The organism is Pseudanabaena sp. UWO310 (assembly GCF_006861605.1).
Lineage (GTDB): Bacteria > Cyanobacteriota > Cyanobacteriia > Pseudanabaenales > Pseudanabaenaceae > Pseudanabaena.
Window position 1 is genome coordinate 1 of the sequence record NZ_SELU01000007.1, and the last position, 24,874, is coordinate 24,874.

A 24,874-nucleotide genomic window follows, 5' to 3' on the forward strand; every position below is an offset into this window, starting at 1 on the left:
GAATCAAGTCTTTTATCAGTTCCCACTGGTTATCGGTTAAGTCTGTGGGGTATGATTTCTTTGTTGCTTCCATAAGGCTGTCTTTGTTTTTGTATATTGACAGGCTATACCTTTGGGAGCTTTTTTTCACCTTTTTTTATTGCCAAAAACTTCTCAAACACGCTCTTAACTATTTTAATTCAACGCCTTGCTTTGCAAAGCGTTGAATTTGGTTTATTCAGGTAAAAAATCGGGATTTAGAGTCTGTTCTTGGCTAAAAGGTGATTCAGAGGGAAAAGTAGAAATATTTAAACCTGTTTCAATGGCGGCTTTTCTGCGCCCTTCTTGATAGCATTCATCAAAGACTTGTTTTAAATGTGGTTTGAGGCTTGGGCTTACTTTGATGGCTTTGAGAATGCGACTACGGTGTTCATCAATGGTATATTGCCAACTAGAAGTCCTTTTATTAACTTGATATTGATATTTGAGCAGGTGCATCAATAGCACTTCTAAATTACTTTCTAAAGCAACTTTTTCTTTTCGCGCCATTGATTCAATTTCTTCTAAAAGGTTCTCAATATCTAAATTTTCTAGTTTCCCTGTGCGGAGTTGTTCGCTAGTCATTTCTAACCACAGTAGGTAGTCCTGTTCGTAGACTCTATTTAAAGCTGGTTTTACATTTGCGATTGTCATCAGAGTTGCTCCATTGACGATGTTTTTATTCTACTGTAGACCCTACCTAACAGGTAATTTACGGATGCGAATACTCTCATCTTGGATTGTAATCGCAGAACCTTCTTTTAAGGATTCTTCTATTTGAGGCAGTACATCTAACAGTTTTTGGGTCACGATGTCGGGTTTTGCTGATGAAAGGCGCAAGGTGATTAAGCTGGGCTGACTGTATCTGCTAAGTGCTACTAACATTGAGAAGTCTAAATCTTGAGTCAGTACAACCCAGTTTTCACTTCTGGCAAATTCTAAAATCTGGCAAATTCTAAAATATTGATGTCTGGTGCGTTGGCAGGTAAGACTTCTGAGCTACGCATAATTTCATAGCCTTGTTTTTGCAGGTCTGCAACTGTTTTGGGTGAGATGTGAACATCTGCAAGTAAACGGATACTTTTCACGCGAGAACACCGTGAGTTTGATCTGAGACTGCCCAAGCTGCATAGTTGAGGACTTGTCTGATGTCTTCAAGTTCTAGCTCAGGATAGGCTTCTAAAATTTCTGGGACGGATAGGTCGCTGGCTAAAAGTTTGAGAATAAAGGCTACGGTAATTCTCAATCCTCTGACAGTCGGCTGTCCGAGACAGACATCTGGTTTAATGACAATTCGATCTAATCCTAGAGTTTTCATTTTTGTTGCTCAACGATTATTTTATGGTTGGTTGCGACGAATAAGTTCTATATTAGATAATTTTAGTAATGGTTTTGTGGCAGGTTTTATTTTTACTAATTTAGAAGAAGATAATTTAGCAGCAATCAGGCTCAATCAGCTTAAAGAGCCTCACCCCCATTAGCGTAACGTTCCGTAAAAGAATGCGCCACCATTTTGGAGATCACCTCAGCCAAGCCACCGCTAACATTAGCGCGGTGTCGCCATAAAATTGCACCCGTATTAGCATCCGTCTCAAAGCCATCGGGACAGGGACATTCACGGATCAACATTTCAATCGCAATGCAACCAATCGCATAAACATCACTGGCAAACCGCGTTTTACCCGCCGTCTGCTCATCAGGCATATAGCCCTCAGTGCCAAGCGCCCATGTAATCCCCACCTCTGAGTTGATGGTAGGTTTTTTCACCAGTCTCACACCGCCAAAGTCCGTCAGTACCAATTTTCCATTTACACTACTGCGGATGATATTCTCTGGCTTGAGATCGCGGTGAATTACCCTTTTTTAGGCTTTCTGCTTCTGACCTAAATAGCTGGCGCGTTTTTTGAATGAGTTGGGGTTCAGTCGGCAAAACCAACTGCTTAACCACACATAAGCCTGCACCAACCCCAACGTGGAGATCCTTGGCTAAAAAAGTCGCTCCAGAAGCACCTTGACCAAGGTTGTCAATAATTAGAAAGCGATCGCCTTTGAGTTTTTGCCCTTTCATGACCAAATTCCTACACCAAGCCGCCACACGTTAGCATATCACGATGTTTTGGCAGTCCTGCAACCGTTGCGGCGATCCCTCTAGTGTGTTGTATAGGCATGGCTCAACCAAGTTTTGCTGGCTGTGTGGATTTAGTTTAACTCATTTTAGGATATACTTAGGCTATACATTTTTGCAATAATAATTATCAAAAGTTATGTTGGTCAAAGTTCAGAAATGGGGGAATAGTCAGGGAATTAGACTCAGTAAAGAGGTTTTAGCTGAGGCTAATATTTTGGTTGGTGATGCACTAGAGATTGTCACCACCAAGGAGCAGATTGTAATCAAACCTATCCGTAAGATCCGAGGTAAGTACGATCTTAAAGATCTAGTTTCCCAAATTCCCTCTAACTATAAGATTCCAGAAGAGGATTGGGGATCGCCTGTAGGTTTGGAAGTTTGGTAAATGGCTAGTTACATTCCCAAAAAGGGCGATTTGATTATCCTCACTTTCGATCCGCAGTCTGGGCATGAGCAGAAAGGTCGGCGACCTGCTTTGGTGGTGAGTAATACGCTGTTTAATCAGCATACGGGTTTGGCAATTGTCTGTCCGATTACAAATACGAAGCGCGATTTTCCTTTTCATGTGACGATCTCTAACAGTAAAAAGCTAACTGGCTATGTGATGGTGGAACAGGTGAAGTCTATCGATTACAAGTCGAGAAAGGTAAAGTTGATAGAGGCTGCTTCAGATGACCTTCTGGATGAGGTTTTGAGTATTTTGGATGCTTGTATTTATTGAATGTCGCCTAATACCAAATCACAAAATGGCTACGCCATTTTGTGATTTTAAAACCCTTACTGGGTTTGGTTTTTAATTCCCAAAAGTGTAGCCACACTTTTGGGAATTGGTATAAATCACGATAGCAGCAAGCCATCACAAGCTTTTTTGTTGTATAGCTGTCGCCAAGTGTATTAGGACATAAACCCCAAGAATTGATTGGCGGCGCGAAGCGCCGCCAATCAATTCTTGGGGTTTGATTTGTCCTAAGTCAAGTGACTGTAGCTATAAAGCAAGATACTTAGATAAACTAATAATTAGTATTCCGCATATTTGTAATCTAGAAGACATCGATTTTGAACATGGCTATGTCAGACTTTGATCATTAATCTACGGCAACCCAATCGGGTAACGAGTATATTCAAGGAGCCATCCATGAGCAAATATAGCCGCCTAAGTACTTCGCCTTCCGCCGCATTGAAAGCGAAGCTTGACTATCCAGTAATCGATACCGATATCCATACTAACGACTTCACTCCCGACTTTGAAGACTACATAGCTAACTATGGCGGTTCCAAATTAGTTGATGAACTGCGTAAAGCGGAATTTGGTCGCCTCAATCCTAAGTCTGAAGGTAAAGACTGGTATCAACAAACCCCCGAAGAGCGTCAATATCACCGTACTTTGCGATCGCCTTGGTGGGCTAGAGTTACCAAGAACACTTTGGATCTTGCTACCTATACTCTTCCTTCTCTACTCGCCGAACGCCTTGCTGAGCAAGGTTCTGATTATTCAGTACTTTTCCCTAACAACGTGTTAGCGGCGGCTGGTGCTAGTAATGAGAATCGTCAAGCTCTACAACGGGCGATTAATCACTACCATGCTGACCTCTATCGCAAATATAGCGATCGCCTTACACCTGTAGCGGGAATTCTTTTGAACACGCCTGAAGAAGCGATCGAGGAGCTAGAATTTGCGGTCAATACTTTGGGCTTGAAGGTAATCAATATCCCCGGTGGTGTCAAGCGTCCCATTAAGGCGATCGCTGATAAATATCCCGCCGACAAGTATCCTGAAATCGCGCGTCATGCTTCCTACATTGATTTCTACGGTATCGATAGCGAGTATGACTACGATCCCTTCTGGGCAAAGGTTGTCGAACTAGGCGTACCCATCGCCACCCATTACGGTAGCCAAGGTTGGACGGGGCGCTCTTCCATCAGCAACTACATGAACAACCACATCGGACATTTTGCCGATGGTTCCGAAGCTTTTGCCAAGGCTCTGTTCTTTGGTGGTGTCACCAAGCGCTTCCCACAATTGCGTGTGGCTCTGCTCGAAGGTGGTGCGGATTGGGGCGCTCATGTTTATATTCACTTGGTCGATCGCTTCTTAAAGCGCAACCTTGAAGGTTTGAAGAACTACGATCCAACTGAAGCTAATGCTGATGAGTTGCTTGATATCTTCGAGAAATATGGTCAAGAATTGACGAAGGGCAGATCCTTCACTAAAGAAGAATTGCTCCAAACCGTTCTCGGTTCTTCGTTCCTACGCCATAGCCGTTCTCCTGTCGGTGATGAGCTAGAAGACTTCGGCAAGGCAGGTATTGAGAAGATTGAAGATATTCGCGATCGCTGGGTCGATAACTTCTACTTTGGCTCTGAGTCTGACGATCGCACAATTGCGGCTGCTTTCAATGACAAGGCAAATCCCTTGGGTGTGAAGATCAACGCGATCTACTCCTCCGATGTCGGTCACTGGGATGTTCCCGATCTTACTCAGCCTCTTGCTGAAAGCTGGAGCTTGGTAGAAGAAGGTGTGATTACAGAAGCTGATTTCAAGGCTTATGTATTCTCAAATCCTTACAAGTTCTACACTCAAGCTAATGCGAACTTCTTCAAGGGTACGCAGATTGAAGCGAAGTTGAACAAGTTTCAACCTACCACTGCTGCTGCAAAACCTGTACAGAAAGTAGCTGTTTCCGTTTAGCGATCGCTGCTCTATAAATTTTTATTCCTTGAACTCCAAAATTTTAATCAGTTAGGAAAAGCTTCTAAGAGCAGGGCTTTTCCTAACTGATTTTATGCGAATCGGAAAAATTGGTAACACTTTAGAGGCAAAGCATTCCCGCAACAATCTATCTCTGATAATGGGATGTTATTGAATTCAAAAATACTTCAATGTGTAATTTTTGATTGTGACGGAACTCTCGTTGATAGTGAGTTGTGTTGCTTCGAGCGCTCCTTTGGAAAAGATCGATCAAGCTCTACGAATAACCAATTTAAGTAGTTTTTTTGGTTGTAATATCTTTAGCTCCTATATAGTGCAAAGCTGGAAGCCAGAACCAGATTTGTTTCTTCATGCTGCTAAAACTATGAATTATCAGCCAGCAGAATGTGCTGTAGTTGAAGATAGTGAGGTCGGTTTGATCGCAGCTACAAGAGCTGGGATGAAAACCTATTTCTTTAATCCAGAAAACTTAGCGCCGCCAATCAATAATGTTATCTCTTTCAATAATATGAAACAGTTACCGTCATTATTAAGGTGAATTGTATGTCTATAGTTCTCTGTGGTGGCTGTCTTTGTGGAGCAGTGAAATATGAATATGACGGCGAGTTAGGTGCAGCCAACTATTGTCATTGCCGTGACTGTAAACGAGTGACGGGTAGTGCTTTCAATATTGGTGTTCGCCTTCAAGCTGAAAAACTGCATATCACTGGTCAGGTGAAATCCTTTACTAAAAATGGAACTAGCGGCAATGCGATCGCCCGTGAGTTCTGTCCTGAATGCGGTTCACCCCTTTTCACAAGAGCGCCATCAAGCCCTGAATTTGTCTGGCTCAGAGCAGGAAGCTTGGATGATTCTAGTTTGATCAAACCGATTTATCAAAGCTGGACTGATTCAGCCGTGCCTTGGGCATATATCGCTGACAATTTACCCAAATATTCTGGCAATCGCTTTGTTTCCTAAGAGATCCCCCTCAATCCCCCTTGTAAAGGGGGAAGAAGATAATTAATTGATTCTCCCCCCTTTACAAGGGCTGGGGGGGATCTAAACTTCAAAACGCAGACAAAAATACTTTAATCGACACAATATTTATGACAATTCCCTACATAAAATTTGGTAACACTGGTTTAACTGTCTCCAAACTCGTCCTCGGTACGATGACCTTTGGACTGCAAACCGATGAAGAGACTTCCATCAAAATTCTCGATACTTCTGCTGAAGCGGGAATCAACTTTCTCGATACCGCCGATGTTTATCCCCTAGGTGGTGGACTTACGAACGCAGGACGCACCGAAGAAATTATCGGACGCTGGTTGAAAGGAAAACGCGATCGCTTTATTTTGGCAACTAAGGCAGTCGGTAAAGTCGGTAATGCTCCTTGGGATCAAGGCTCATCACGCAAACATTTATTTGATGCGATCGATCTTTCTCTGCGCCGCTTGCAGACCGATTATGTCGATCTTTATCAACTCCATTCCGATGATACGAATACACCCCTTGATGAAACTATTGAAGCTTTGGATGCGATCGTCAAATCGGGCAAAGTTCGCTATATCGGTGTTTCTAATTTTCTTGCCTATCGCCTCAGCCGTGCTTTGGGCAAAGCGGACACGCGCAGATTGACCAGATTTATCTCCGTGCAACCTCGCTATAATCTCCTATTTCGTCAAATCGAAAGAGAACTCTTGCCCCTCGCCCAAGAAGAAGGATTAGCCGTAATTCCTTACAATCCTCTTGCGGGTGGATTGCTGACGGGTAAACATAATCCTAATCAAGAACCAGCATCAGGAACACGCTTTACTCTGGCTGCTGCTGCCAAGGTCTATCAAGATCGCTATTGGCGCGATCGCGAATTTAGCACTGTCCAAAAATTACAGGATGTGGCAAAGGAAGCGGGAATTCCCCTCACTACCTTGTCCCTTGCTTGGGTATTGGCAAATCCGATCATCACCGCACCGATTATTGGCGCGAGTCGCCCTGAACAGCTTGCCGATAATTTCAAGGCGTTAGAAATCCAGTTAGATACTGACTTAAAAGCCAAGCTAGATCATATTTCGGCTGAATATCGCCTCGGTGATGCCTTGCGGTAATTTGAGAGTTTTGATTTTGTCTACGGCAAAATCAAAACTCTAGTTGGGTTGAATTTTTAGGAACTTAAATGACCACAAAAAATCGTTCGTCACATCGTAAAAGTTTCAAACATAATTTGCGATCGCATCTCAGATCCCAAGCGTTTCAACGCGCCGCCGATGCTCCCGATCTTCCCGCGACTCCTTTCCGTTTTGTCTGGTATTTTGTCAGTCAATTTCGCTGGTGGTATGTGGCGATGGTGGCTCTCGAAGCGCTCCATGCCATTTGTGGGATTATGCTCCCCTTTGCGATCGGCGAGATTATGCGTGGTGTTACTAGAGCTAGTCAGCATGGCGCAGGGATAGAAGCGATTTGGAATCCTTTCATTTTGTTCGCCTTTTTAAGCATTGGTGAAGTGATCTTTGGCAAAACCTCTGGGCTAGTGATGATTTTGCTACAGCCCGTTTTGCGGCAGCATGTAGCCCGAAATCTTTACGCCTATTTACAGCACCATTCCCATCGCTACATTAGCAACAGTTTCGCAGGAGCCTTAGCCCATCGCATTGGCGAAACTTCCCTTGGCGTTGCCCGCACTTTATATTCTCTCATTTTTGATTTCATGCCTGTGGGTATTGTGATGACAGTGGCGATCGCTCTACTAGCTCGCGTAAATTCAGGACTAGCCCTATTTGTGGGTATTTGGGCTTTTTCCTTTGTTTCCGTATCCTACTGGCTTGCCTCCCGCAGTCGTCCCTACGAGCTAGCTGCATCCTCCGCAAGAAGTGAAACGATCGGACAGATTGTCGATACTGTGACTAATCTCAGCAGTGTGCGTTTATTTGCTCGATTGGGTTTTGAGCGCAAGTATTTACGCGATCGCCATGCGGTCGAACTCAAGGATGTGAGAAGAGCGAACTGGTATTCGGAGCGTGTAAAATTGTTCCAATTCATCGCAGGAGCCGCCCTCAAAATTGGTACGCTTTACTATGCCCTGACCCTATGGAGTCAAGGGAAAATCGAAGTTGCAGATTTTGTGATGGCAAGTAGTATTGCACTTTTGATTATTTCTGAAGCGAAGAATTTGAGTCGTCGCTTTTTAGAATTTTTTGAGCATATTGGCAATGTCAGCAATGGCGTGTATACAATCATTCAGCCCCATGAAATTGTCGATCGCGATCGCCCAATTAACCACTACATTAACCAAGGTAAAATTGAATTTTTTGATGTGGAATTTAGCTATTCCGAGGAAAAGAAAGTTTTTGATCGCCTTTCAGTGACAATTGAATCGGGGCAAAGAGTAGGATTAGTGGGGTTATCGGGTTCGGGCAAATCTACTTTTGTAAATTTAGTATTGCGCCTCTTCGATCCACAATCGGGACGGATCGCGATCGATGGTGTGGATATTCGCGACATGACCCAAGAAGCTCTCCATGCCCAAATCAGCCTCATTCCTCAAGATCCTTCCTTATTCCATCGCACGCTCCTCGAAAATATTCGCTATGGGCGTTTAGAGGCAAGCGATCGGGAAGTAGTGGAAGCCGCAAAAAAAGCTAATGCCCATGAATTTATCGAACAAATTCGCGAAGGCTATGACTCAATGGTGGGAGAGCGTGGTGTCAAGCTATCGGGTGGTCAGCGTCAAAGAATTGCGATCGCCAGAGTCATTCTCAAAGATGCACCAATTCTGATTCTCGATGAAGCCACTTCCAGCCTTGATTCGATTACCGAACGCGCCATTCAAGATACTCTCGACAAAGAGATGAATGGTAAAACCGTCATTGTCGTAGCGCACCGTCTTTCCACAATTTCCCATTTAGATCGAATTTTAGTATTCCATCATGGACAAATCATCGAAGATGGTTCCCATACAGACTTGCTAGCGCTAAAAGGAGCATACCATCGTCTATGGCAGATGCAAGCAGGCGGATTCTTACCTGAAAATCTTAGCGATCGCGATTTCCCTAATCAACCTCAAAATAATGGTTCTAAAAACGGTTTTCAAATTGGTGCGATCGCCTCTCATTCTAGTTCCGAGTTAATTCAAGATTAGAAATTTGATTAGCTTTCTTTTTTAGCTTTCTTTTTTAGCTTTCTTTTTATGTCGATGTTTTGTTTCTCCCTCATTTTGTATACCAGTTAACTTGCATTTTATTTTGACCCGTGGGAAGATTATTGATATAAACTACGGTATTTACGTGTATATTTAGTAGATTATTTAGAATCCTTAATTTACAAAGGATATACAGAATTTACAGAATTTTCCATAACTCGCTAGACAAGTCCATGAAAGAACTGCCTCCATTGTTTAAGGTCTTCACTCGCCCTGATCAAATCCAAAAAATTAAACGACGATCGCTATTATTTTCCGCTGCCTATAGCCTTGTTTTATCCACTGCTTTAATTGGTTGCGCATCCACTCCTACAGCCTCAACTTCAACCGATTCTAAAACTGGATCAACATCACCTACCGCAAAAACTACTGAAGCCAGCAAACCTACTGCTAGTGCGGAGAAAAAAGTCATTCGGATTGTGCGCTCTAAACAACTCACAGCTTTAGCAGTTCTAGAGAAACAAGGTACATTAGAAAAAGCCTTTCAACCCCTTGGCTATGAAGTGAAATGGGCGGAATTTACCGCAGGACCTCAACAACTTGAAGCCTTGAATGCTAATGGGCTCGATATTGCTTCTACTGCTGAATCACCACCTGTATTTTCCCAAGCCGCAGGTAGTCCGCTTGTCTATTTAGGAGCCACAGCAACTAATGGCAAACCCGTAGCGCTCTTAGTCGCCAAAGATTCGACCTATAAAAGTGCGGCTGATCTTAAAGGCAAAAAGATTGCTTTCCAGAAAGCATCAATCGGTCACTACTTAGCGGTCAAAGCTTTTGAGAAAGAAGGGCTATCCAATAGTGATTTTGAATCTATCTTTTTACCTCCTGCCGATGCCAGCGCCGCTTTTAGTCAAGGCAAAGTTGATGGTTGGTTCATCTGGGATCCCTTCGTCACTCGTACAGAATTAAGTGGGATTGGACGAGTATTACTTGATGGAGAAAAGCTCCGTGATACTCGTAACTTCTACACTACAACTCGTAAATATTATGAGGGGAATAAAGATGCCATTAAGCTTTTCTTTGAAGAGCTAGAAAAGGCTGATGCATGGGTAAAAGCAAATCCTAAGGAAGTTGCCGCTCTACTAAGTGATGTCACTAAAGTTGATGCACCCATCTTAGAAAAGATGCACGCTAAGTATGAATATGGCTTGCGTCCAATTACTGAAGATGTGATTAAGGAGCAAGAGAAAGTAGCTGAGTTTTGGTTCAAATATAAGTTGATTCCGAATAAGCCCGATGTTCGTGCTGGCTTCTTAAAACCTGAAGAGTACGAATACATTACTCCCAAAAATGTACTTGCACTTGCCAAAGAAACCAAGTCTTAATCTGTAACCTCAAACCAAATTTTCTGATTACCAATTTGGAATATTGCACTTAAAAATATGACTGTCACCCTTCCCGCGATCGCTTTAAATACAGCACAGGAGGTAAGTATTACGCCTCTAGATGCACCTTTAGGAGCCGTCGTTACTGGTTTAGATGCGAGTAAACCTGTCGATCCCACCACGATTTTGCGCCTCAAGCAAGCCCATCGCAACTATCACATTCTCATTTTTAAAAATCAGAAATTAACTGACGAGCAGCTCAAGAATTTTGCCTATTACTTTGGCGATCTATTCGTTCCCCTTGACGAAACTCCCGTCCTCGCTTCTAAAACAGGGTTTACACCAGTGGTCATTCCCGTAGCAAATATCGAAGGTGGTTTTACGGGAACTGGAGAACTTTCTTTTCATGCCGATCACCATTGGACACCCTATCCTTCAAGTGGTTCATTTCTTTATGCCGAAGAAGTAACAACTAAGGGGGGTGAAACAGCTTGGCTCAACCTCAATCTTGCCTATGAATCCCTCGATGCTGAAACTAAGGAACGGATTAAAGATTTACAGTTGATTACCTACAATCCCTTTGTTCGCAATCCTAATTCGCCTAGGCGCTTATATCGCACTGATACGAGCACGCCACTGGTCGCCCCTGTATTTCCCCATCCCCTTGTGCGTACTCATCCTGAAAGTGGATTAAAGGTTCTCAGTCTCGGCTATGAAACAGAAGTATCCTTAGTGGGAGTTGATCCAGAGGAAGGTTCGGCGCTCATTGCTCAATTACGCCAGCATCTCAACCAGTCCAAGTTCTATTACGAGCATAAGTGGTCTGTGGGCGATATTGTGTATTGGGATAACCAATCAACTCTGCATCGTCGCACTGCCTTCGATCCTAGTGAACGCAGAGTCCTGAAGCGCATTAGCCTTGCTGGTAGCCGTCCATTTTAGATAATTTTGGGCAGGCAAATTCTTAGATTTCCCTGCCCAAAATTATAGTTAATAAATAGTTAATAAGTAGCTAGGCATAAGTAAACTTAAACCCTAGAAGAGGATACCGCCCGCGCAGCGGGCGGTATCCTCTCTGGTTTTATTTTTTAATTATGCCGAACTACTTACCAATTCACGAAAGTGTGAGAACACTTTTGGGAATTAAGAACTAAACCTAGTAAAGGTTTGCAAGTTAAGAAATGGCTACGCCATTTCTTAACTTGGTGTAAGAAGCAATATTAGCCTTGTTCGGAGCTGTTATCTTTCATGGTCACATTGGTTAAGCAAATTCAACAATCTCAACGAAACTCAATCTTCAAACAAATTACCCTATTGGTAATTCCTAGTGTGATAGCCCTATCAACTGCTTTAACGAGTTGTAGCAATTCTTCAAACCAAGGGGCGATATCGCCCCCATCGACCTCTAAGAATGAAGCAAAACCAGTTGTCATCAAAACCAAAGTGGTTCGTTTGGGCTATCAGACTGCTGGCGATATCGTCAAGGTCAAAGGAGTCCTAGAAAAGCGACTAGAGCCACTGGGCGTAAAGGTTGAATGGTCGCAGTTCGCCGCTGGTCCTCAATTGATGGAAGCACTTAATGTGGGCAAGATCGATCTGGGCTCTGTCGGTGAGACCCCACCAATTTTTGCCCAAGCCGCAGGTTCTTCACTAGTGTATGTTTCAGGGCGTAGACCTAGTGAAGGCAAGGGAAGCGCAATTATTGTTCAGAAAGATTCACCCATCAAGAGTGTTGCTGACCTCAAGGGACAAAAAGTCGTTTTCCAAAAGGGTTCCGCTTCCCATTACCTATTGATTAAGGCATTAGATGAAGTGGGGCTCAAGTATAGCGATATTCAGGCTGTAACCTTGCCTCCTGTAGATGCGAGAGAAGCGTTTATTCAAGGTCGAATTGATGCTTGGGTAACATGGGATCCTTATTTGGCTTTCGTGCAGTCAAAAGCTGAAGCGCGTGTGCTTAGGGATGCGAACAAGATTGCAACTCAAGGGGGATTTTATATTGCCTCGCGTAGTTTTGCGACCGAAAATCCTGAGGCATTGCGAATTATTTTAGAAGAGATTGACAAAAATGGTGAATGGGCTGAAGCAAACCGTCCTGAAGTTGTGAAGTTAGTCGCTCCAATCCTGAAGATCGATCCCCAAATTTATGAGATTGTTTCTAGCCGTGCGAGCTATCGCTTGCGTGCTATCACTCCTCAAGTACTAGAGGAACAGCAAAATATTGCCGATTTGTTCACGCAAGAGAAAGTGATTCCCAAGAAGATCGATATCAAGGATGCGGCTCTAACAACCGAGCAGTATGCTGCGATTATCCCTGAATCCCTCAAAATTGTAGCTAACAAGTAAAGCATACCTAGAAGAGCATATCGCCCACTATGCGATCGCTACAATCTCTGGTTTTGGTTTTTAATACACAATATTTCACGCAGTATATACGCATTATAAATTATGACTACTGGAACTATTAATCCAACTCAAGATAATCCAACTCAAGATAACTCTAAGATTCGGACCTCTCGCGTACAGATCGCTAATGGTGATTTGCTAATTGATGCTTACCTTGCCGAACCCGATCGCGTAGGTACTTTCCCCGCAGTGGTTGTTGTACAAGAGATCTTTGGTGTGAATATTCATATTCGGGAGGTAGCGGAACGTTTGGCAAAGGAAGGATATGTGGCGATCGCCCCTGCCCTATTTCAACGCACTGCTCCTAATTTTGAGTCAAATTATGCCCCTGAAGATATCCAAGTAGGACGAGGGTTGAAGGATCGGACTAAGGCGGATGAAATCCTTGGCGATATTCAAGCAGCGATCGCTTATCTCAAGGGCTTGCCTAAGGTCAAGGGTGAAGCGATCGGCGCGATTGGCTTCTGCTTTGGGGGGCATGTGGTGTATTTGACTGCGACATTACCAGAGATTAAAGCAACTGCCTCCTTTTATGGTGGCGGTATTCCTAGCTCTACTCTTGGCAACTCTAGCGGCGAACCGACGATTAACCGTACTGCGGAAATTAAAGCACCAATCTATGCTTTCTTTGGTGAAGAAGATCAGGGAATTCCGCTTACGGATGTGGATAAGATAGAATCAGCTTTAGTGGCAGCAAAAATCTCCCATAAAATTTTTCGATATGCCAAGGCTGGTCATGGTTTCTTCTGCGATCGTCGGGGCAGTTACCATCCCGAAGCGGCGGCGGATGCTTGGACTCATGTTTTGGAATTGTTTCAAGAGAATCTAAAGTAAAGAACCTTATTTTGATAGAGCAGCAAAGCTGCTCTATCAAAATAAATATCAATAAATGGCGAAATGGTGCGCAAAATCAGTGAAAGCATTATTACCTAAAGAATTTGCCGATCGCTTAGAACCACATTTGATACCAAGTTAAGAAATGGCTACGCCATTTCTTAACTTGGTATTAATTAGCTAGGTTCAATTAAATATAACTACCAAAAAGCCTAAAGTGTAAACTGCGCGTACACTTTAGGCTTTTTGCGGTTAATTATGCCCAGCTACTTAGTTATTTATACTTAAGATTTAAGATATAGTGATACTTCATCTTCATTTCATTTTTTGGCTTTAAGCTTTTATTTAGCCAATAAATTTCCATATTATGCATCTTAAGAAACTTAACATCTTATCCCATAGCTTAGGTTTAGCAGCGATCGCCTCGATGGCAACAGTTGCCCTATCAGCCTGTAATGCCACACCTAATCCTGAAGCATCTTCTAGCCCAGCAGCTACACCTGCTATTGTCCCTAGCTCTAGCCCTATGGCTAAGGTGACGCTGCACAATGGAGGTAATATGCACATGGCAATGGATTTGGGAATAGCTGATGCGAACTTTGATCTGCGCTTTATCGATGCGATGATTCCCCATCATCAAGGAGCCTTAGAGATGGCAAAAGACGCTAAGGGCAAATCTCAACGTCCTGAAATTCAAAAGCTAGCTGATGAAATTATTAAGGCACAAACTAAAGAGATTGCCAATCTGCAAGCTTGGCGCAAACAATGGTATCCCTCGGCTAGTGATATGCCGATGGCATATAATGCCCAGATGGGACATATGATGGAGATGAGTCCTGATCAAATCAAGGGCATGATGATGAGACAAGATTTAGGGGCAAAGGATGCCGAATTCGATTTCAGGTTTATCAATGCCATGATTCCGCATCATGAAGGGGCTGTGTTAATGGCAAAAGATGCATCAACTAAGTCTACCCGAACAGAAATTAAGAAGCTTGCCCAAGATATTATTTCTTCACAACAAGTAGAAATCAAGCAAATGCAGGAATGGAAGAAAGCTTGGTATAAAAAATAAGTAGCTTTGCTGCGCTCAGCCAGAGATTTCTGAGCGCAGTCGAAGTTTACTATCTATCGAAATACTGAACTAGGCTTCCGAGCAGTTAACCATCCAAGGAATTCCAAAGCGATCGACAAACATGCCAAACCGTTTAGCCCAGAAGGTTTCCTGAAGCGGCATCCTTATTGTTCCACTGTCTGCCAATGCCTGAAATACTCGTTCTGCTTCAGTTACATCTTCAAATTGAAGATTGACGTAGAAACCCTGTGGTTTTTCTAAGTAATCAGAGGGAGCATCAGAACCCATCAAAACGATGTCACCAATGGTTAATTGGGCATGGAGAATTTTATCGCGCCATGCTTCGGCAGTTTGTTCTGCCATAGGTGATTCGCCGTGGGTCATCATCATTACGATTTTGCCACCCAAACACTGCTCGTAAAATTTAAAGGCGGCTTCACATTGACCATTGAAGGTTAGATAGGGATTCAATTGCATAATGTACTCCTTAGGTTAATAAATTAGGTTAATCAATGATTGCGAGATCTATGCGTAGGACGCTTAAAACAGGCTGAATGCTTAAACTTTGAGCTTTTCCGCCGCTGCACGGATGCGTTCTTCCTGTTCCCGAAGTGCGGGTGTAAATTCGTCGCCAAAATCTGCCGCCTCAAAAAGCGGACGAATCTCAATCTCTGATTCTGATGGCATGGGATTGGGACAGCGTTTGACCCAAGCGATCGCCTCTTCCATCGACTGTACTTGCCAGATCCAGTAGCCAGCCACTAGCTCCTTTGTCTCTGTGAATGGTCCATCGATGACGCTGCGATTTGCTCCTGAAAATCTTACCCGCACTCCCTTCGAGCTAGGGTGTAGACCATCCCCAGCTAGCATAATTCCTGCTTTGACCAATTCTTCGTTGAATTTACCCATGTCAGTTAGCAGTTGTTCGCTGGGCATCACGCCAGCTTCTGAGTCTTTGGTCGCTTTGACCATAACCATAACTTTCATCTTTCAATCTCCTATTTACTATTGCTATGTAAGTAGCTAGGCGCAATTGAATATAAAACCCCCAAAGCTGTGGCGCACGCGCAGCGTGCGCCACAGCTTTGGTTTTTGTTTTTTTATTATGCTTAGCTACTTAGAGTTAAGAGAGGCTCAACCTTTGCTTCATGATCTAGTCGAATGGGATGACAAGCGATCGACAGATTGAGCAATTTTTCTAGAAAAGTTTTTAAAAAGCTGATGAGAAATTAGAAGCGCGTTCTGTTTATGGAGACTACTTGTCTGATGGCAAGTCTGACAGCTCTAGAATTGGGCGAATTTCAACTGTGCCTTTATGAACTGAGGGAATGCGTTCGGCGATCGCGATCGCTTCTTCGAGATTGGTCGCATCGATCAAGAAGTAGCCACCGAGTTGTTCCCGTGTTTCAGCAAAGGGACCATCAGTTACCATCCGTTTGCCGTCACGCATCCTCACACTAGTTGCTTTGGCAACGGATTGTAGTGGTGAAGCGCCCAAGTATTGTCCGTTCGCATTCAGTTCTTGGGTGAGATGCACTGACTCCTTAAAGCATTGCTCTCTCTCATTTTCTGTCCATGCAGTTTCGTCGATGTAAACGAGCAATATATATTTCATGATTGATCCTCTTGACCTATAATTAGTGTACACTAATCATAGGTCAATCTCCAAATGAGTTACATGCAAACCCAAACCAAGGAAATTTTTGAAAGCCTTGCTTTGCAAGGCTTTCAAAAATTTCCTTGTGGTTCGTTTGATTGATAATTGCTATATATTTCAGGATCGATCGCTAAATATTTGTTGCGAGCTAATGCTTGCGCCGATAATGCGCTGTCATGAACTGCTGCCACTTGCCATCATCACCAAGAATCTGCGATCGCATGATCCGATGATCATCACTAACAAACTCAATGATGTCCTGATACTTGGCGATCGCACTCTGGCTAAAGTTTAGTCCTTCTGTATCGAGTGTGAGAATCTTTTCAGACTCATCAAGAGCGCCATTGTAAATCCAGAGATGCGTCATCATTGAGCCGATAAACGTTCCCACATACCGATTGATTTTTGGGTCATAGCCTAACGTCATAATGGTCTTGCCAAGATTACCGTCTGGCATCTCACACTCGCCTTCTGCCAACACCCAAAGCCCGCCAAGCGATCGGACTATCTCCGTTCCTTGATTCTTCGATGGTGGTTGGTCATCTCCCATCATACATTCGACTTCCGAAATCCATTCACCAACGAATTTATCGAGCCACTGATGTTCTTTTTGAGGTTCAGTGTCCATATTTTTCTCCTAGTTTTGCTCCTAAATGGTTAATCAGATTTTTCCAGTCTTCTCTTACAGATCTCGCGCGGCAACCATTGCATTAATCTGCTCATCAGCGCCCCGAATCTCAAAGGCTCCGTTGCGAACTCCTGGGTGTTGGGACATCAATTGGATGGCATGGTTCAGATCTCTAGCTTCAAGAAAGAGGATACCGCCTAGATGTTCCTTCGTTTCAGCGTAGGGACCATCGGTAATCGTGACCTTCCCGTTCTGATACCTTAGCGTTGTGGCATTACGGATACTTTGGAGAGCTTCGCCACCAACAAAGTGTCCGCCTCGGCGTAGCTCATCGTCATAGGCGAAATATTCCTCCATTAGAGTAGTGCGATCGCTTTCGGTCATTTGCTCCCATTGCGCCTCATCCATATATCCAAGGCATATAAATTTCATCGTTGCCTCCAGAGTTTTAGCTAAAATTAGCTACCTTCATCTTGTAGTCGTTTGGTGAAGCTATAAATCGACAAGGCGGCAAAATATTTTTTGTTAGACAACTAAAGGCGGCGCGAAGCGCCGCCTTTAGTTGTCTTTTTAATTTAATTCTTGGAGACGCTTTTCGAGAAACCGCCGCTCTGGTTCTTGCTTAACGAGTATAAGGGCGCGTTGGTAAGATTCTCTTGCCTCTGACTTTCTGCCCAAGCGCCGACAGAGATCGGCTTTTGCGGCATGGGCTAAGTGGTAATCGGCTAAATCGCCATTCGCTAAGATCGCATCGATCCGTTGCAATCCCGCTAGAAAACCATCCCGCATCGCCACTGCCACGGCTCTATTTAAATCCACCACTGGTGATGGCTCTGCTCGCATGAGTAGGTCATACAAGGCGACAATCTGTGCCCAGTCCGTTGCCTCAGCACTTGTGGCTTCAGAATGTACTGCGGCGATCGCTGCCTGAATTGTGTAGGAGCCGAACTGTGGCGATGACAGCGCTTGCCGCACCAGTGTCCTACCTTCGGCAATATATGCTTGGTTCCAGAGGGAGCGATCCTGATCTTCTAGCAGAATTAAATCTCCTGTGGCAGATGTGCGGGCAGTACGTCGCGATTCTTGCATGAGCATCAGGGCTAACAATCCGATCGCTTCCGCATCGGGTAATAGCTCCACGACTAATCGCCCTAAGCGAATTGCTTCTTCTGAGAGATCGGTTCTCGTTAATGCTGTCCCCGATGAAGCGGCGTATCCTTCGTTAAACACCAAGTAGATCGTTTGCAATACTGTATCTAAGCGATCGGGTAGTTCAGCGATCGCGGGTACTTGATAGGGAATATGCGCGTCGCGAATTTTTGCTTTGGCGCGGACGATGCGCTGGGCTAAGGTGGGAGGCGCGATCAGAAAGGCACTGGCAATTTCTTCGGTGGTAAGTCCACAGACTTCTCGAAGGGTTAAGGCAACTTGAGCTTCTCGCGATAGGGCTGGATGGCAGCAGGTGAAGATTAGGCGCAGGCGATCGTCTTCGACATCCTCATCCTCTGTAACTGAGTTATCGCTTGTGTCGAGATGTTGAGCTAGTTCCGCTAAAGATGCATCAAAGCGAGTACGGCGACGAATCGTATCAATGGCTTTGAAGCGTCCCACGGAGACAAGCCAAGCTTTAGGATTGGCAGGGATGCCGTCACGCAGCCATTGTTTGACGGCTACGGCGAAGGCTTCATGCATCGCTTCTTCTGCAAGGTCAAAGTCGCCAATTAAGCGAATCAGAGTAGCAAAAATACTGCGAGATTCTTGACGATAAACCTCATTGACGCGATCGCGGATCTGACGAGCATTGTTCTCATTCATTTTCTCATTCATAAAGTGCGATTGTGATTGCTGCGGATGCTAAAATTGCTGATATCGTCCGCACATGGTTCCAGACTGTCCAATTGGCAAGATAATTAGCCCATAGACTCGCACCATTAGCACTATCTGGATCGGCGATCGCTAGGGCTTCATTTAGCGGCACATTGAACAAGATCGTTACGCCAAATGCCCCGACAAGATAGAACAGGCTGCCGATGAGTAAGTAAGCGGACTTGGATGGATACCAGTTTAACAGTGAAGCTCCAGCTATAAAAATACAGGTCACGGCTGTTCCCACAAATATGCCCATGAATAACGGATTGATCGCCGTAATATTGATGGATTGCATAGCAGTCATCCCTTCCTTCGGTTGAAGTCTGGCAAGAGCATTCATGACAAAAGTCGAGAAAGCGAAGAAGACCCCAGCCACAAGCCCACAGCCCAATGCGGAGAAAAGTTTCAATACAAAATAATGTTGTGGAGTGAATTGCATCATTTTTCTTTCTAATTCTTAAGTAGCTAGGCATAAGTAAGACCAATTTCCAAAATGGCGTTGCCATTTTGGAAATCTCAAAACCCTAATGGGTTTGGTGTTTAATTCACAAAAGTGTTGTCACACTTTCGTGAATTGGTAACCCAGAAGAGCATACCGCCCGCGTAGCGGGCGGTATGCTCTCTGTTTTTGTTTTTTTATTATGCCGAACTACTTAATCATTTACCATTAACCGTCGCTTCCATCAATCTACAAAGCTCATGTAGGTGAAATATAGCCTTTAACCTACCCTCAATCGCATCGGGGAGTAATTTAAATCCCAACTTCCGACAGATACTTTGCATTTTGTAATTGCTATTGAGAATATAACCCACGATCGCTTCCAATTGCTCCTCCTTGCCAATTTCCAGTAGCCGAGTTAGTAGTTCTGTTCCCAGACCCTGATTTTGATAGCGATCGCTAACGATTAACGCAAATTCAGCTTCGTTTGTACCATGCAATTTACTTAGCCTTGCTACGGCTAATATCTCATGTTCTAAATTTTGGAGATTTTGAGCATCGGCTTTACGATCGGCGACAAGAATCATTTCGCGATCGTAATCGATAAAGCAAATACGAGTCAACCGTTCATGGGCGATGCGTTTATTTAATTTCACCATATGGGCATAACGCAAGTAGACGCTTTCTTCGGAAAGGTTTTGGTGAAACTGCACCATGAGAGGTTCATCTTCGGGACGGATCGGACGAATATTTAAGCGATCGCCCTTGCGCGATTCCCAATGCTGAACATATTTAGTGGGATAGGGGCGAATTGCAGGCAGTGGGCGATCAGCAAAGGATGATTGAGTATGCAGCAGTATCCGAGCATCTAAAGCAATCATTCCTTCGGGGGAAACTAGCAAAGGATTGATATCAATTTCGCGGATCTGGGGCTGTTCGACTATTAACTGACTGAAGCTCACCAACAACTGTTCAAGTTTTGCCATATCGATCGCTTTTCTTCCCCGAATGCCTTGTAATGCTTGATAAATGCGGGTTTGCTCCATCATGCGCCGCGCTAGTGTCGTGTTTAAGGGCGGTAAGGCAAGCGATCGATCTTGAAACACTTCTACCAATTGCCCTCCCATACCAAATAATATTACTGCCCCAAATTGCGGATCGAGGCTACTACCCAAAATTAGTTCATAACCTTCCATTTTGATCATCGGCTGCACAGTTACCCCTAAAAATGCCGCAGGATCAATGGAATTCACTTTTGATTTAATCTGGGCAAACGCACGGCTAACGTCAGCAGCATCGGCTAGATTTAGACGGACACCACCGACATCAGTTTTGTGGGTAATAATTTCTGAATGGAGCTTTAGAACGACGGGATAGCCGAAGCGATCGGCGATTTCTACGGCTTCCAGATCGCTCTTGGCAATTTCTGTCGCAATCGTGGGAAGACCATAGGCGGCAAGAAGTTGTTTCGATTCATGTTCCGTTAATAGCGTGCGATCGCTCTTAATTGCCTTAGCCAGAATTTGCTCTACCAAACGGCGATCGGGTGTGAACCAATCCGAATCCGCAGGTAACGATGGAGTTTCATAAATACCGCGCAGATTATAGCTATAGCGCCACATATAGTTAAACAGTCGCACGGCGGTGTCTGGATAGGGAAAGGTGGGAATATTCGCTTGATTGAGAATCTGCGTACCTGCGGCTACTTCATGACCACCCATCCAACTTGAGAGAATTGGCTTGCCTAGTTGACTATACGCCTTCAGCTTTTCGGCGGTTTGGGTAGGATCGGTCATCGCTTGGGGAGTCAGAATTACTAATAACCCATCACTATTGGGATCTTCAGCGACTACTTCTAAGGTCTGGGCATAGCGATCGCAACTGGCATCACCGAGAATATCAATGGGATTGTGATGACTCCATTGCGCGGGCAAAAAGCGATCAAGTTCTGTTAGAGTTTCGGGTGCTAGTTCCGATAATGCACCGCCACCACTAATGAGCGCATCGGTAGCGATCGCCCCAGGTCCCCCAGCGTTAGTGACAATCGAAAGCCGATTTCCCTTTGGGCGCGGTTGCTTCGCCAGAATTTCCGCCATATCAAATAGGTCAGAAATTGTATGGACTCGCAACACCCCACAGCGACGGAAAGCGGCATTCAGCACTTCATCGCGACCAGTCAAAGCCCCTGTATGGGAAGCGGCGGCTTTTGCGGCGGCTTCCGTATGTCCAACTTTCAGAACAATGATGGGTTTATCCATTGCCACCTCCCGCGCCGCCGAGAGAAATGCATGGGCATCACCAATGGATTCCATATATAAAACAATGCTGTTGGTATGGGGATCGTCGCCAAGATATTCAATCAGATCTCCCCAACCCACATCCAACATCGATCCAATGGAAACGAAGGCACTAAAACCCACATTTTCCCCCAAACTCCAATCCAAAATCGAAGTACAAAGCGCACCACTTTGACTAATAAAGGCGACATTTCCCGCCCGAGCGATCGCCCCTGCAAAGGTAGCATTTAAGCCCCCAAGCGGATTCATTAAACCAAGACAGTTGGGGCCAATAATTCGCATCCCTCCTTTTCTAGCTTCCGTTAAAATTTCTCGCTCTAACGCCGCCCCCGCTTCACCGATTTCTTTAAAGCCAGCCGAAACAATAATTGCACCTTTTACTCCTACCGCCACACATTCGCGAATCACCTGTGGAACTGTCGCCGCAGGGGTGGCAATTACTGCCAGATCGACAACTTCTGGAACATTGGCAATGTCTGGATAGGACTTGATGCCCAAGATGCTATGACGTTGGGGATTGACTGGAAAAACTGTGCCACCAAAGGGACTACGAATCAAATTCCATAGCAACGTACGCCCAACACTTCCTTCCCTTTCACTTGCACCAATCACTGCCACGGAGCGAGGGTGAAATATGCAATCAAGGGGATGACGTTGCCCCTTCCAAATATCATGGGCAGGGTCGTTACATTCCAGTAATTTATTCTGCATAGTATCCTCCTAAAAAGCCTACGACTTAAACAACCCAAATATTGTTTAAACTTGCTTAGAATTACCCCCAAACAGATATTCAGCTAGTGTTAAATCTTAATTATTCTGATTGCATCTTCGGCATGACTTGATATTCCCAATTGTAGTCATTACGGAGAGACTGCACAGTTAACTTTTGTAATAAATAAGCTGGCATTTCCTGAGGAACTGAGTATTAAACCTACAATAGAAGTAGCGATAAAACATCAGTATAGTCAGTATAAATTGTATAGATTATATAGATTGTTGTGGCGCTGTAAATTAAATCTATTAGCTTATCATCCATTAGAGGCAAAGCTATGTATCTCGAATGGCAAGGATTTACGGAAGGTATTTGGACAAGGGAAGTTAACGTTAGAGACTTTATCCAAAAGAATTACAGTCCCTATGAAGGTAATGCTGAGTTTTTGACTGCACCGACGACTAGAACTCAGCAACTTTGGCATGAGGTTTCGGAACTGATGAAAGCAGAACGCCAAAAGGGAATATTGGATGCAGACACAAAGATCCCGACCTCAATTACGGCGCATGATGCGGGATATATCGATCGCGAGTTAGAACAAATTGTTGGATTGCAAACTGATCAGCCTTTAAAACGAGCGATCATGCCCTATGGTGGTATTCGCGTGGTCAAAGCGGGGCTAGCCGCCTATGGCTATGAACTTGATCCTCAGACTGAAGAAGTTTTTACTAAATATCGTAAAACCCATAATGATGGCGTGTTTGATGTCTATACCAATGAAATGCGGAAGGCAAGAAAATCGGGGATCATCACTGGTTTACCCGATGCCTACGGAAGGGGACGGATCATTGGTGACTATCGTCGTGTGGCTCTCTATGGAGTCGATCGCCTAATTGACGACAAGAAGACGCAGAAAGAATCCCTTGATGTCGATGTGATGGATGAAGAAACCATTCGTCTCAGGGAGGAGCTATCGGAACAAATCAGGGCGCTGTTTGAACTCAAGGAAATGGCAGCGAAGTATGGCTTTGATATTGGTCGTCCTGCTATGACCGCCAAAGAAGCGGTGCAATGGCTGTATTTTGGCTATCTCGGTGCAGTCAAAGAACAAAATGGGGCAGCAATGTCCCTCGGTCGAGTTTCAACGTTTTTAGACATATATTTTGATCGCGATTTACGCAATGGTTTGATCGCCGAAACTGAATTACAGGAACTCATCGATCATTTTGTGATGAAGTTGCGCATGGTGCGGTTCTTGCGTACGCCTGACTACAATGACCTATTCTCAGGCGATCCCACATGGGTGACGGAAGCGATCGGCGGTATGAGTGCGGATGGTCGGACTTTAGTGACCAAAAATAGCTATCGTTTTTTGCATACTCTCTCCAATCTGGGAGCAGCACCAGAACCTAATCTCACCGTTTTATGGTCAGAGCATTTACCCGAAAACTTCAAACAGTTCTGCGCCAAGATTTCTAGCGACACTAGTTCCATTCAGTATGAAAATGACGATCTGATGCGTCCCACCTATGGCGATGACTATGCGATCGCCTGTTGCGTATCGGTGATGCGAATTGGTAAACAGATGCAGTTCTTTGGTGCGCGGGTGAACTTAGCGAAGACGCTGCTCTATGCGATTAACGGTGGTAAGGATGAGAAGTCTGGGGATCAAGTCGCTCCCAACTTTGCACCAATTACCAGTGAGTATCTAGATTATCAAGAAGTCAACGATCGCTTGCAGCAAATGATGTCATGGCTGGCGAAGGCTTATATTAATACGCTCAATGTCATTCACTATATGCATGACAAGTATTGCTACGAGCGGATCGAAATGGCGTTGCACGATCGCGATGTCTATCGGACGATGGCTTGTGGGATCGCTGGTTTATCAGTAATTACCGATTCCCTCTCGGCAATTAAACATGCCAAGGTGAAAGTAATTCGCAACGAGCAGGGCTTGGCGGTAGATTATGTCACTGAAGGCGAATATCCGCAGTATGGCAATAACGACGATCGCGCCGATAATATCGCGATCGACCTTGTGGCAAGGTTCATGAACGAAATTCGTAAGCATCCCACCTATCGCCATGCGGTTCCCACCCAGTCAGTGCTGACGATTACTTCCAATGTCGTCTATGGCAAAAAAACGGGTAACACTCCCGATGGGCGCAGGGCTGGCGAACCCTTTGCTCCAGGAGCGAATCCCATGCATGGACGCGATCACTGTGGTGCGATCGCTTCGCTCTCATCGGTATCGAAATTACCCTACAGCGACTGTCAAGATGGTATTTCTAATACTTTCTCGATAGTACCCATGGCGCTAGGTAGACAGGAAAGCGATCGCACCAATAATCTGGTTGGGTTGCTAGATGGCTATTTCCACGATGGCGGTCATCATATTAATGTGAATGCGATCGATCGCAGTACCCTACTCGATGCGATGGAACATCCTGAAAACTATCCACAGCTTACAATTCGAGTTTCGGGCTATGCGGTGAACTTTATTAAGCTCACCCGTGAGCAGCAGATGGATGTAATTAAGCGCACGTTCCATGAACGTGTCTAGTTTTAACAATTGTCGCTTTGCGACAATTGTTAA

At 44.5% G+C, this 24,874-nt stretch carries 27 protein-coding genes; 13 read left to right on the top strand and 14 right to left on the bottom strand.

Annotation, left to right across the window (positions count from 1 at the left end; all coding sequences use genetic code 11):
- Positions 1-213: 213 nt before the first annotated feature.
- The 6 genes from PseudUWO310_RS03925 to PseudUWO310_RS03945 form a co-directional block, all read right to left on the bottom strand.
- The gene (locus PseudUWO310_RS03925) at positions 214-672 is read right to left on the bottom strand and encodes a DUF29 domain-containing protein (RefSeq protein ID WP_142599190.1); all 459 of its coding nucleotides are present in this window, start codon (positions 670-672) and stop codon (positions 214-216) included.
- Between the two features lie 42 nt (positions 673-714).
- Entirely contained in the window at positions 715-903 is a 189-nt protein-coding gene (locus PseudUWO310_RS23515) for a hypothetical protein (RefSeq protein WP_263363374.1), read from the bottom strand.
- Between the two features lie 53 nt (positions 904-956).
- Complete coding sequence (locus PseudUWO310_RS23520; RefSeq protein ID WP_263363375.1) at positions 957-1,106, bottom strand: DUF5615 family PIN-like protein; 150 nt, start codon at positions 1,104-1,106, stop codon at positions 957-959.
- Positions 1,103-1,336 carry a DUF433 domain-containing protein gene (locus tag PseudUWO310_RS03935; protein ID WP_142599192.1) on the bottom strand — a complete coding sequence of 78 codons (234 nt, stop codon included), beginning with the start codon at positions 1,334-1,336 and terminating at the stop codon, positions 1,103-1,105. The genes PseudUWO310_RS23520 and PseudUWO310_RS03935 overlap by 4 nt, the downstream gene beginning before the upstream one ends.
- A gap of 140 nt (positions 1,337-1,476) precedes the next feature.
- The gene (locus PseudUWO310_RS03940; protein WP_263363376.1) at positions 1,477-1,818 is read right to left on the bottom strand and encodes a protein kinase domain-containing protein; all 342 of its coding nucleotides are present in this window, start codon (positions 1,816-1,818) and stop codon (positions 1,477-1,479) included.
- 13 nt (positions 1,819-1,831) lie between these two features.
- Complete coding sequence (locus PseudUWO310_RS03945) at positions 1,832-2,086, bottom strand: hypothetical protein (protein WP_142599196.1); 255 nt, start codon at positions 2,084-2,086, stop codon at positions 1,832-1,834.
- Positions 2,087-2,282: 196 nt separating this feature from the next.
- Here PseudUWO310_RS03945 and PseudUWO310_RS03950 point away from each other — a divergent pair, with 196 nt between their 5' ends.
- The 12 genes from PseudUWO310_RS03950 (at position 2,283) to PseudUWO310_RS04005 (ending at position 14,673) form a co-directional block, all read left to right on the top strand.
- Positions 2,283-2,531 (top strand): AbrB/MazE/SpoVT family DNA-binding domain-containing protein, encoded by a 249-nt coding sequence (locus PseudUWO310_RS03950; RefSeq protein ID WP_142599198.1) that lies wholly within the window; start codon positions 2,283-2,285, stop codon positions 2,529-2,531.
- Positions 2,532-2,867, top strand: coding sequence for a type II toxin-antitoxin system PemK/MazF family toxin (locus PseudUWO310_RS03955; protein ID WP_142599200.1), 336 nt, complete (start codon positions 2,532-2,534; stop codon positions 2,865-2,867).
- A gap of 414 nt (positions 2,868-3,281) precedes the next feature.
- On the top strand, positions 3,282-4,835 hold the full coding sequence (locus tag PseudUWO310_RS03960) for an amidohydrolase family protein (protein ID WP_142599202.1): 1,554 nt from the start codon (positions 3,282-3,284) through the stop codon (positions 4,833-4,835).
- A gap of 256 nt (positions 4,836-5,091) precedes the next feature.
- Entirely contained in the window at positions 5,092-5,394 is a 303-nt protein-coding gene (locus tag PseudUWO310_RS03965) for an HAD-IA family hydrolase (protein WP_411729014.1), read from the top strand.
- A gap of 5 nt (positions 5,395-5,399) precedes the next feature.
- Positions 5,400-5,816 (top strand): GFA family protein, encoded by a 417-nt coding sequence (locus PseudUWO310_RS03970; protein ID WP_142599206.1) that lies wholly within the window; start codon positions 5,400-5,402, stop codon positions 5,814-5,816.
- A gap of 128 nt (positions 5,817-5,944) precedes the next feature.
- Positions 5,945-6,943: an aldo/keto reductase gene (locus PseudUWO310_RS03975; RefSeq protein WP_142599208.1), complete on the top strand. Its 999-nt coding sequence runs from the start codon at positions 5,945-5,947 to the stop codon at positions 6,941-6,943.
- Positions 6,944-7,011: 68 nt separating this feature from the next.
- Complete coding sequence (locus PseudUWO310_RS03980; protein ID WP_142599210.1) at positions 7,012-8,973, top strand: ABC transporter ATP-binding protein; 1,962 nt, start codon at positions 7,012-7,014, stop codon at positions 8,971-8,973.
- 233 nt (positions 8,974-9,206) lie between these two features.
- Entirely contained in the window at positions 9,207-10,358 is a 1,152-nt protein-coding gene (locus PseudUWO310_RS03985) for an aliphatic sulfonate ABC transporter substrate-binding protein (protein WP_142599212.1), read from the top strand.
- 57 nt (positions 10,359-10,415) lie between these two features.
- Positions 10,416-11,300, top strand: coding sequence for a TauD/TfdA dioxygenase family protein (locus PseudUWO310_RS03990; RefSeq protein WP_142599214.1), 885 nt, complete (start codon positions 10,416-10,418; stop codon positions 11,298-11,300).
- A gap of 306 nt (positions 11,301-11,606) precedes the next feature.
- Positions 11,607-12,704, top strand: coding sequence for a sulfonate ABC transporter substrate-binding protein (locus PseudUWO310_RS03995; RefSeq protein ID WP_142599216.1), 1,098 nt, complete (start codon positions 11,607-11,609; stop codon positions 12,702-12,704).
- A 102-nt stretch (positions 12,705-12,806) separates the two neighbouring features.
- A complete protein-coding gene (locus PseudUWO310_RS04000) occupies positions 12,807-13,598 on the top strand; it encodes a dienelactone hydrolase family protein (RefSeq protein WP_142599218.1) in 792 nt (263 codons plus the stop codon).
- Between the two features lie 367 nt (positions 13,599-13,965).
- Positions 13,966-14,673: a DUF305 domain-containing protein gene (locus PseudUWO310_RS04005; protein WP_142599220.1), complete on the top strand. Its 708-nt coding sequence runs from the start codon at positions 13,966-13,968 to the stop codon at positions 14,671-14,673.
- 69 nt (positions 14,674-14,742) lie between these two features.
- Here PseudUWO310_RS04005 and PseudUWO310_RS04010 read toward each other — a convergent pair whose 3' ends face one another.
- The 8 genes from PseudUWO310_RS04010 to PseudUWO310_RS04045 all read right to left on the bottom strand — a co-directional run bounded on the left by PseudUWO310_RS04010 (position 14,743) and on the right by PseudUWO310_RS04045 (position 22,274).
- A complete protein-coding gene (locus PseudUWO310_RS04010) occupies positions 14,743-15,150 on the bottom strand; it encodes a VOC family protein (RefSeq protein ID WP_142599222.1) in 408 nt (135 codons plus the stop codon).
- 81 nt (positions 15,151-15,231) lie between these two features.
- Complete coding sequence (locus PseudUWO310_RS04015) at positions 15,232-15,660, bottom strand: YciI family protein (protein ID WP_142599224.1); 429 nt, start codon at positions 15,658-15,660, stop codon at positions 15,232-15,234.
- A 268-nt stretch (positions 15,661-15,928) separates the two neighbouring features.
- Positions 15,929-16,288, bottom strand: a complete 360-nt coding sequence (locus PseudUWO310_RS04020; protein ID WP_142599226.1) for a YciI family protein — start codon at positions 16,286-16,288, stop codon at positions 15,929-15,931.
- A gap of 190 nt (positions 16,289-16,478) precedes the next feature.
- Positions 16,479-16,958, bottom strand: coding sequence for a DUF1579 domain-containing protein (locus tag PseudUWO310_RS04025; RefSeq protein ID WP_142599228.1), 480 nt, complete (start codon positions 16,956-16,958; stop codon positions 16,479-16,481).
- A gap of 54 nt (positions 16,959-17,012) precedes the next feature.
- Positions 17,013-17,390 (bottom strand): YciI family protein, encoded by a 378-nt coding sequence (locus PseudUWO310_RS04030; protein ID WP_142599230.1) that lies wholly within the window; start codon positions 17,388-17,390, stop codon positions 17,013-17,015.
- Between the two features lie 138 nt (positions 17,391-17,528).
- Positions 17,529-18,773 carry an RNA polymerase sigma factor gene (locus tag PseudUWO310_RS04035; RefSeq protein WP_142599231.1) on the bottom strand — a complete coding sequence of 415 codons (1,245 nt, stop codon included), beginning with the start codon at positions 18,771-18,773 and terminating at the stop codon, positions 17,529-17,531.
- A gap of 4 nt (positions 18,774-18,777) precedes the next feature.
- Complete coding sequence (locus tag PseudUWO310_RS04040) at positions 18,778-19,266, bottom strand: DUF1772 domain-containing protein (protein WP_142599307.1); 489 nt, start codon at positions 19,264-19,266, stop codon at positions 18,778-18,780.
- A gap of 218 nt (positions 19,267-19,484) precedes the next feature.
- Positions 19,485-22,274, bottom strand: coding sequence for a bifunctional acetate--CoA ligase family protein/GNAT family N-acetyltransferase (locus tag PseudUWO310_RS04045; protein ID WP_142599234.1), 2,790 nt, complete (start codon positions 22,272-22,274; stop codon positions 19,485-19,487).
- Between the two features lie 338 nt (positions 22,275-22,612).
- On the opposite strand from PseudUWO310_RS04045, the gene pflB reads away from it, so the two are divergent.
- Positions 22,613-24,841, top strand: coding sequence for a formate C-acetyltransferase (gene pflB, locus PseudUWO310_RS04050; RefSeq protein ID WP_142599235.1), 2,229 nt, complete (start codon positions 22,613-22,615; stop codon positions 24,839-24,841).
- Positions 24,842-24,874 lie beyond the last annotated feature (33 nt).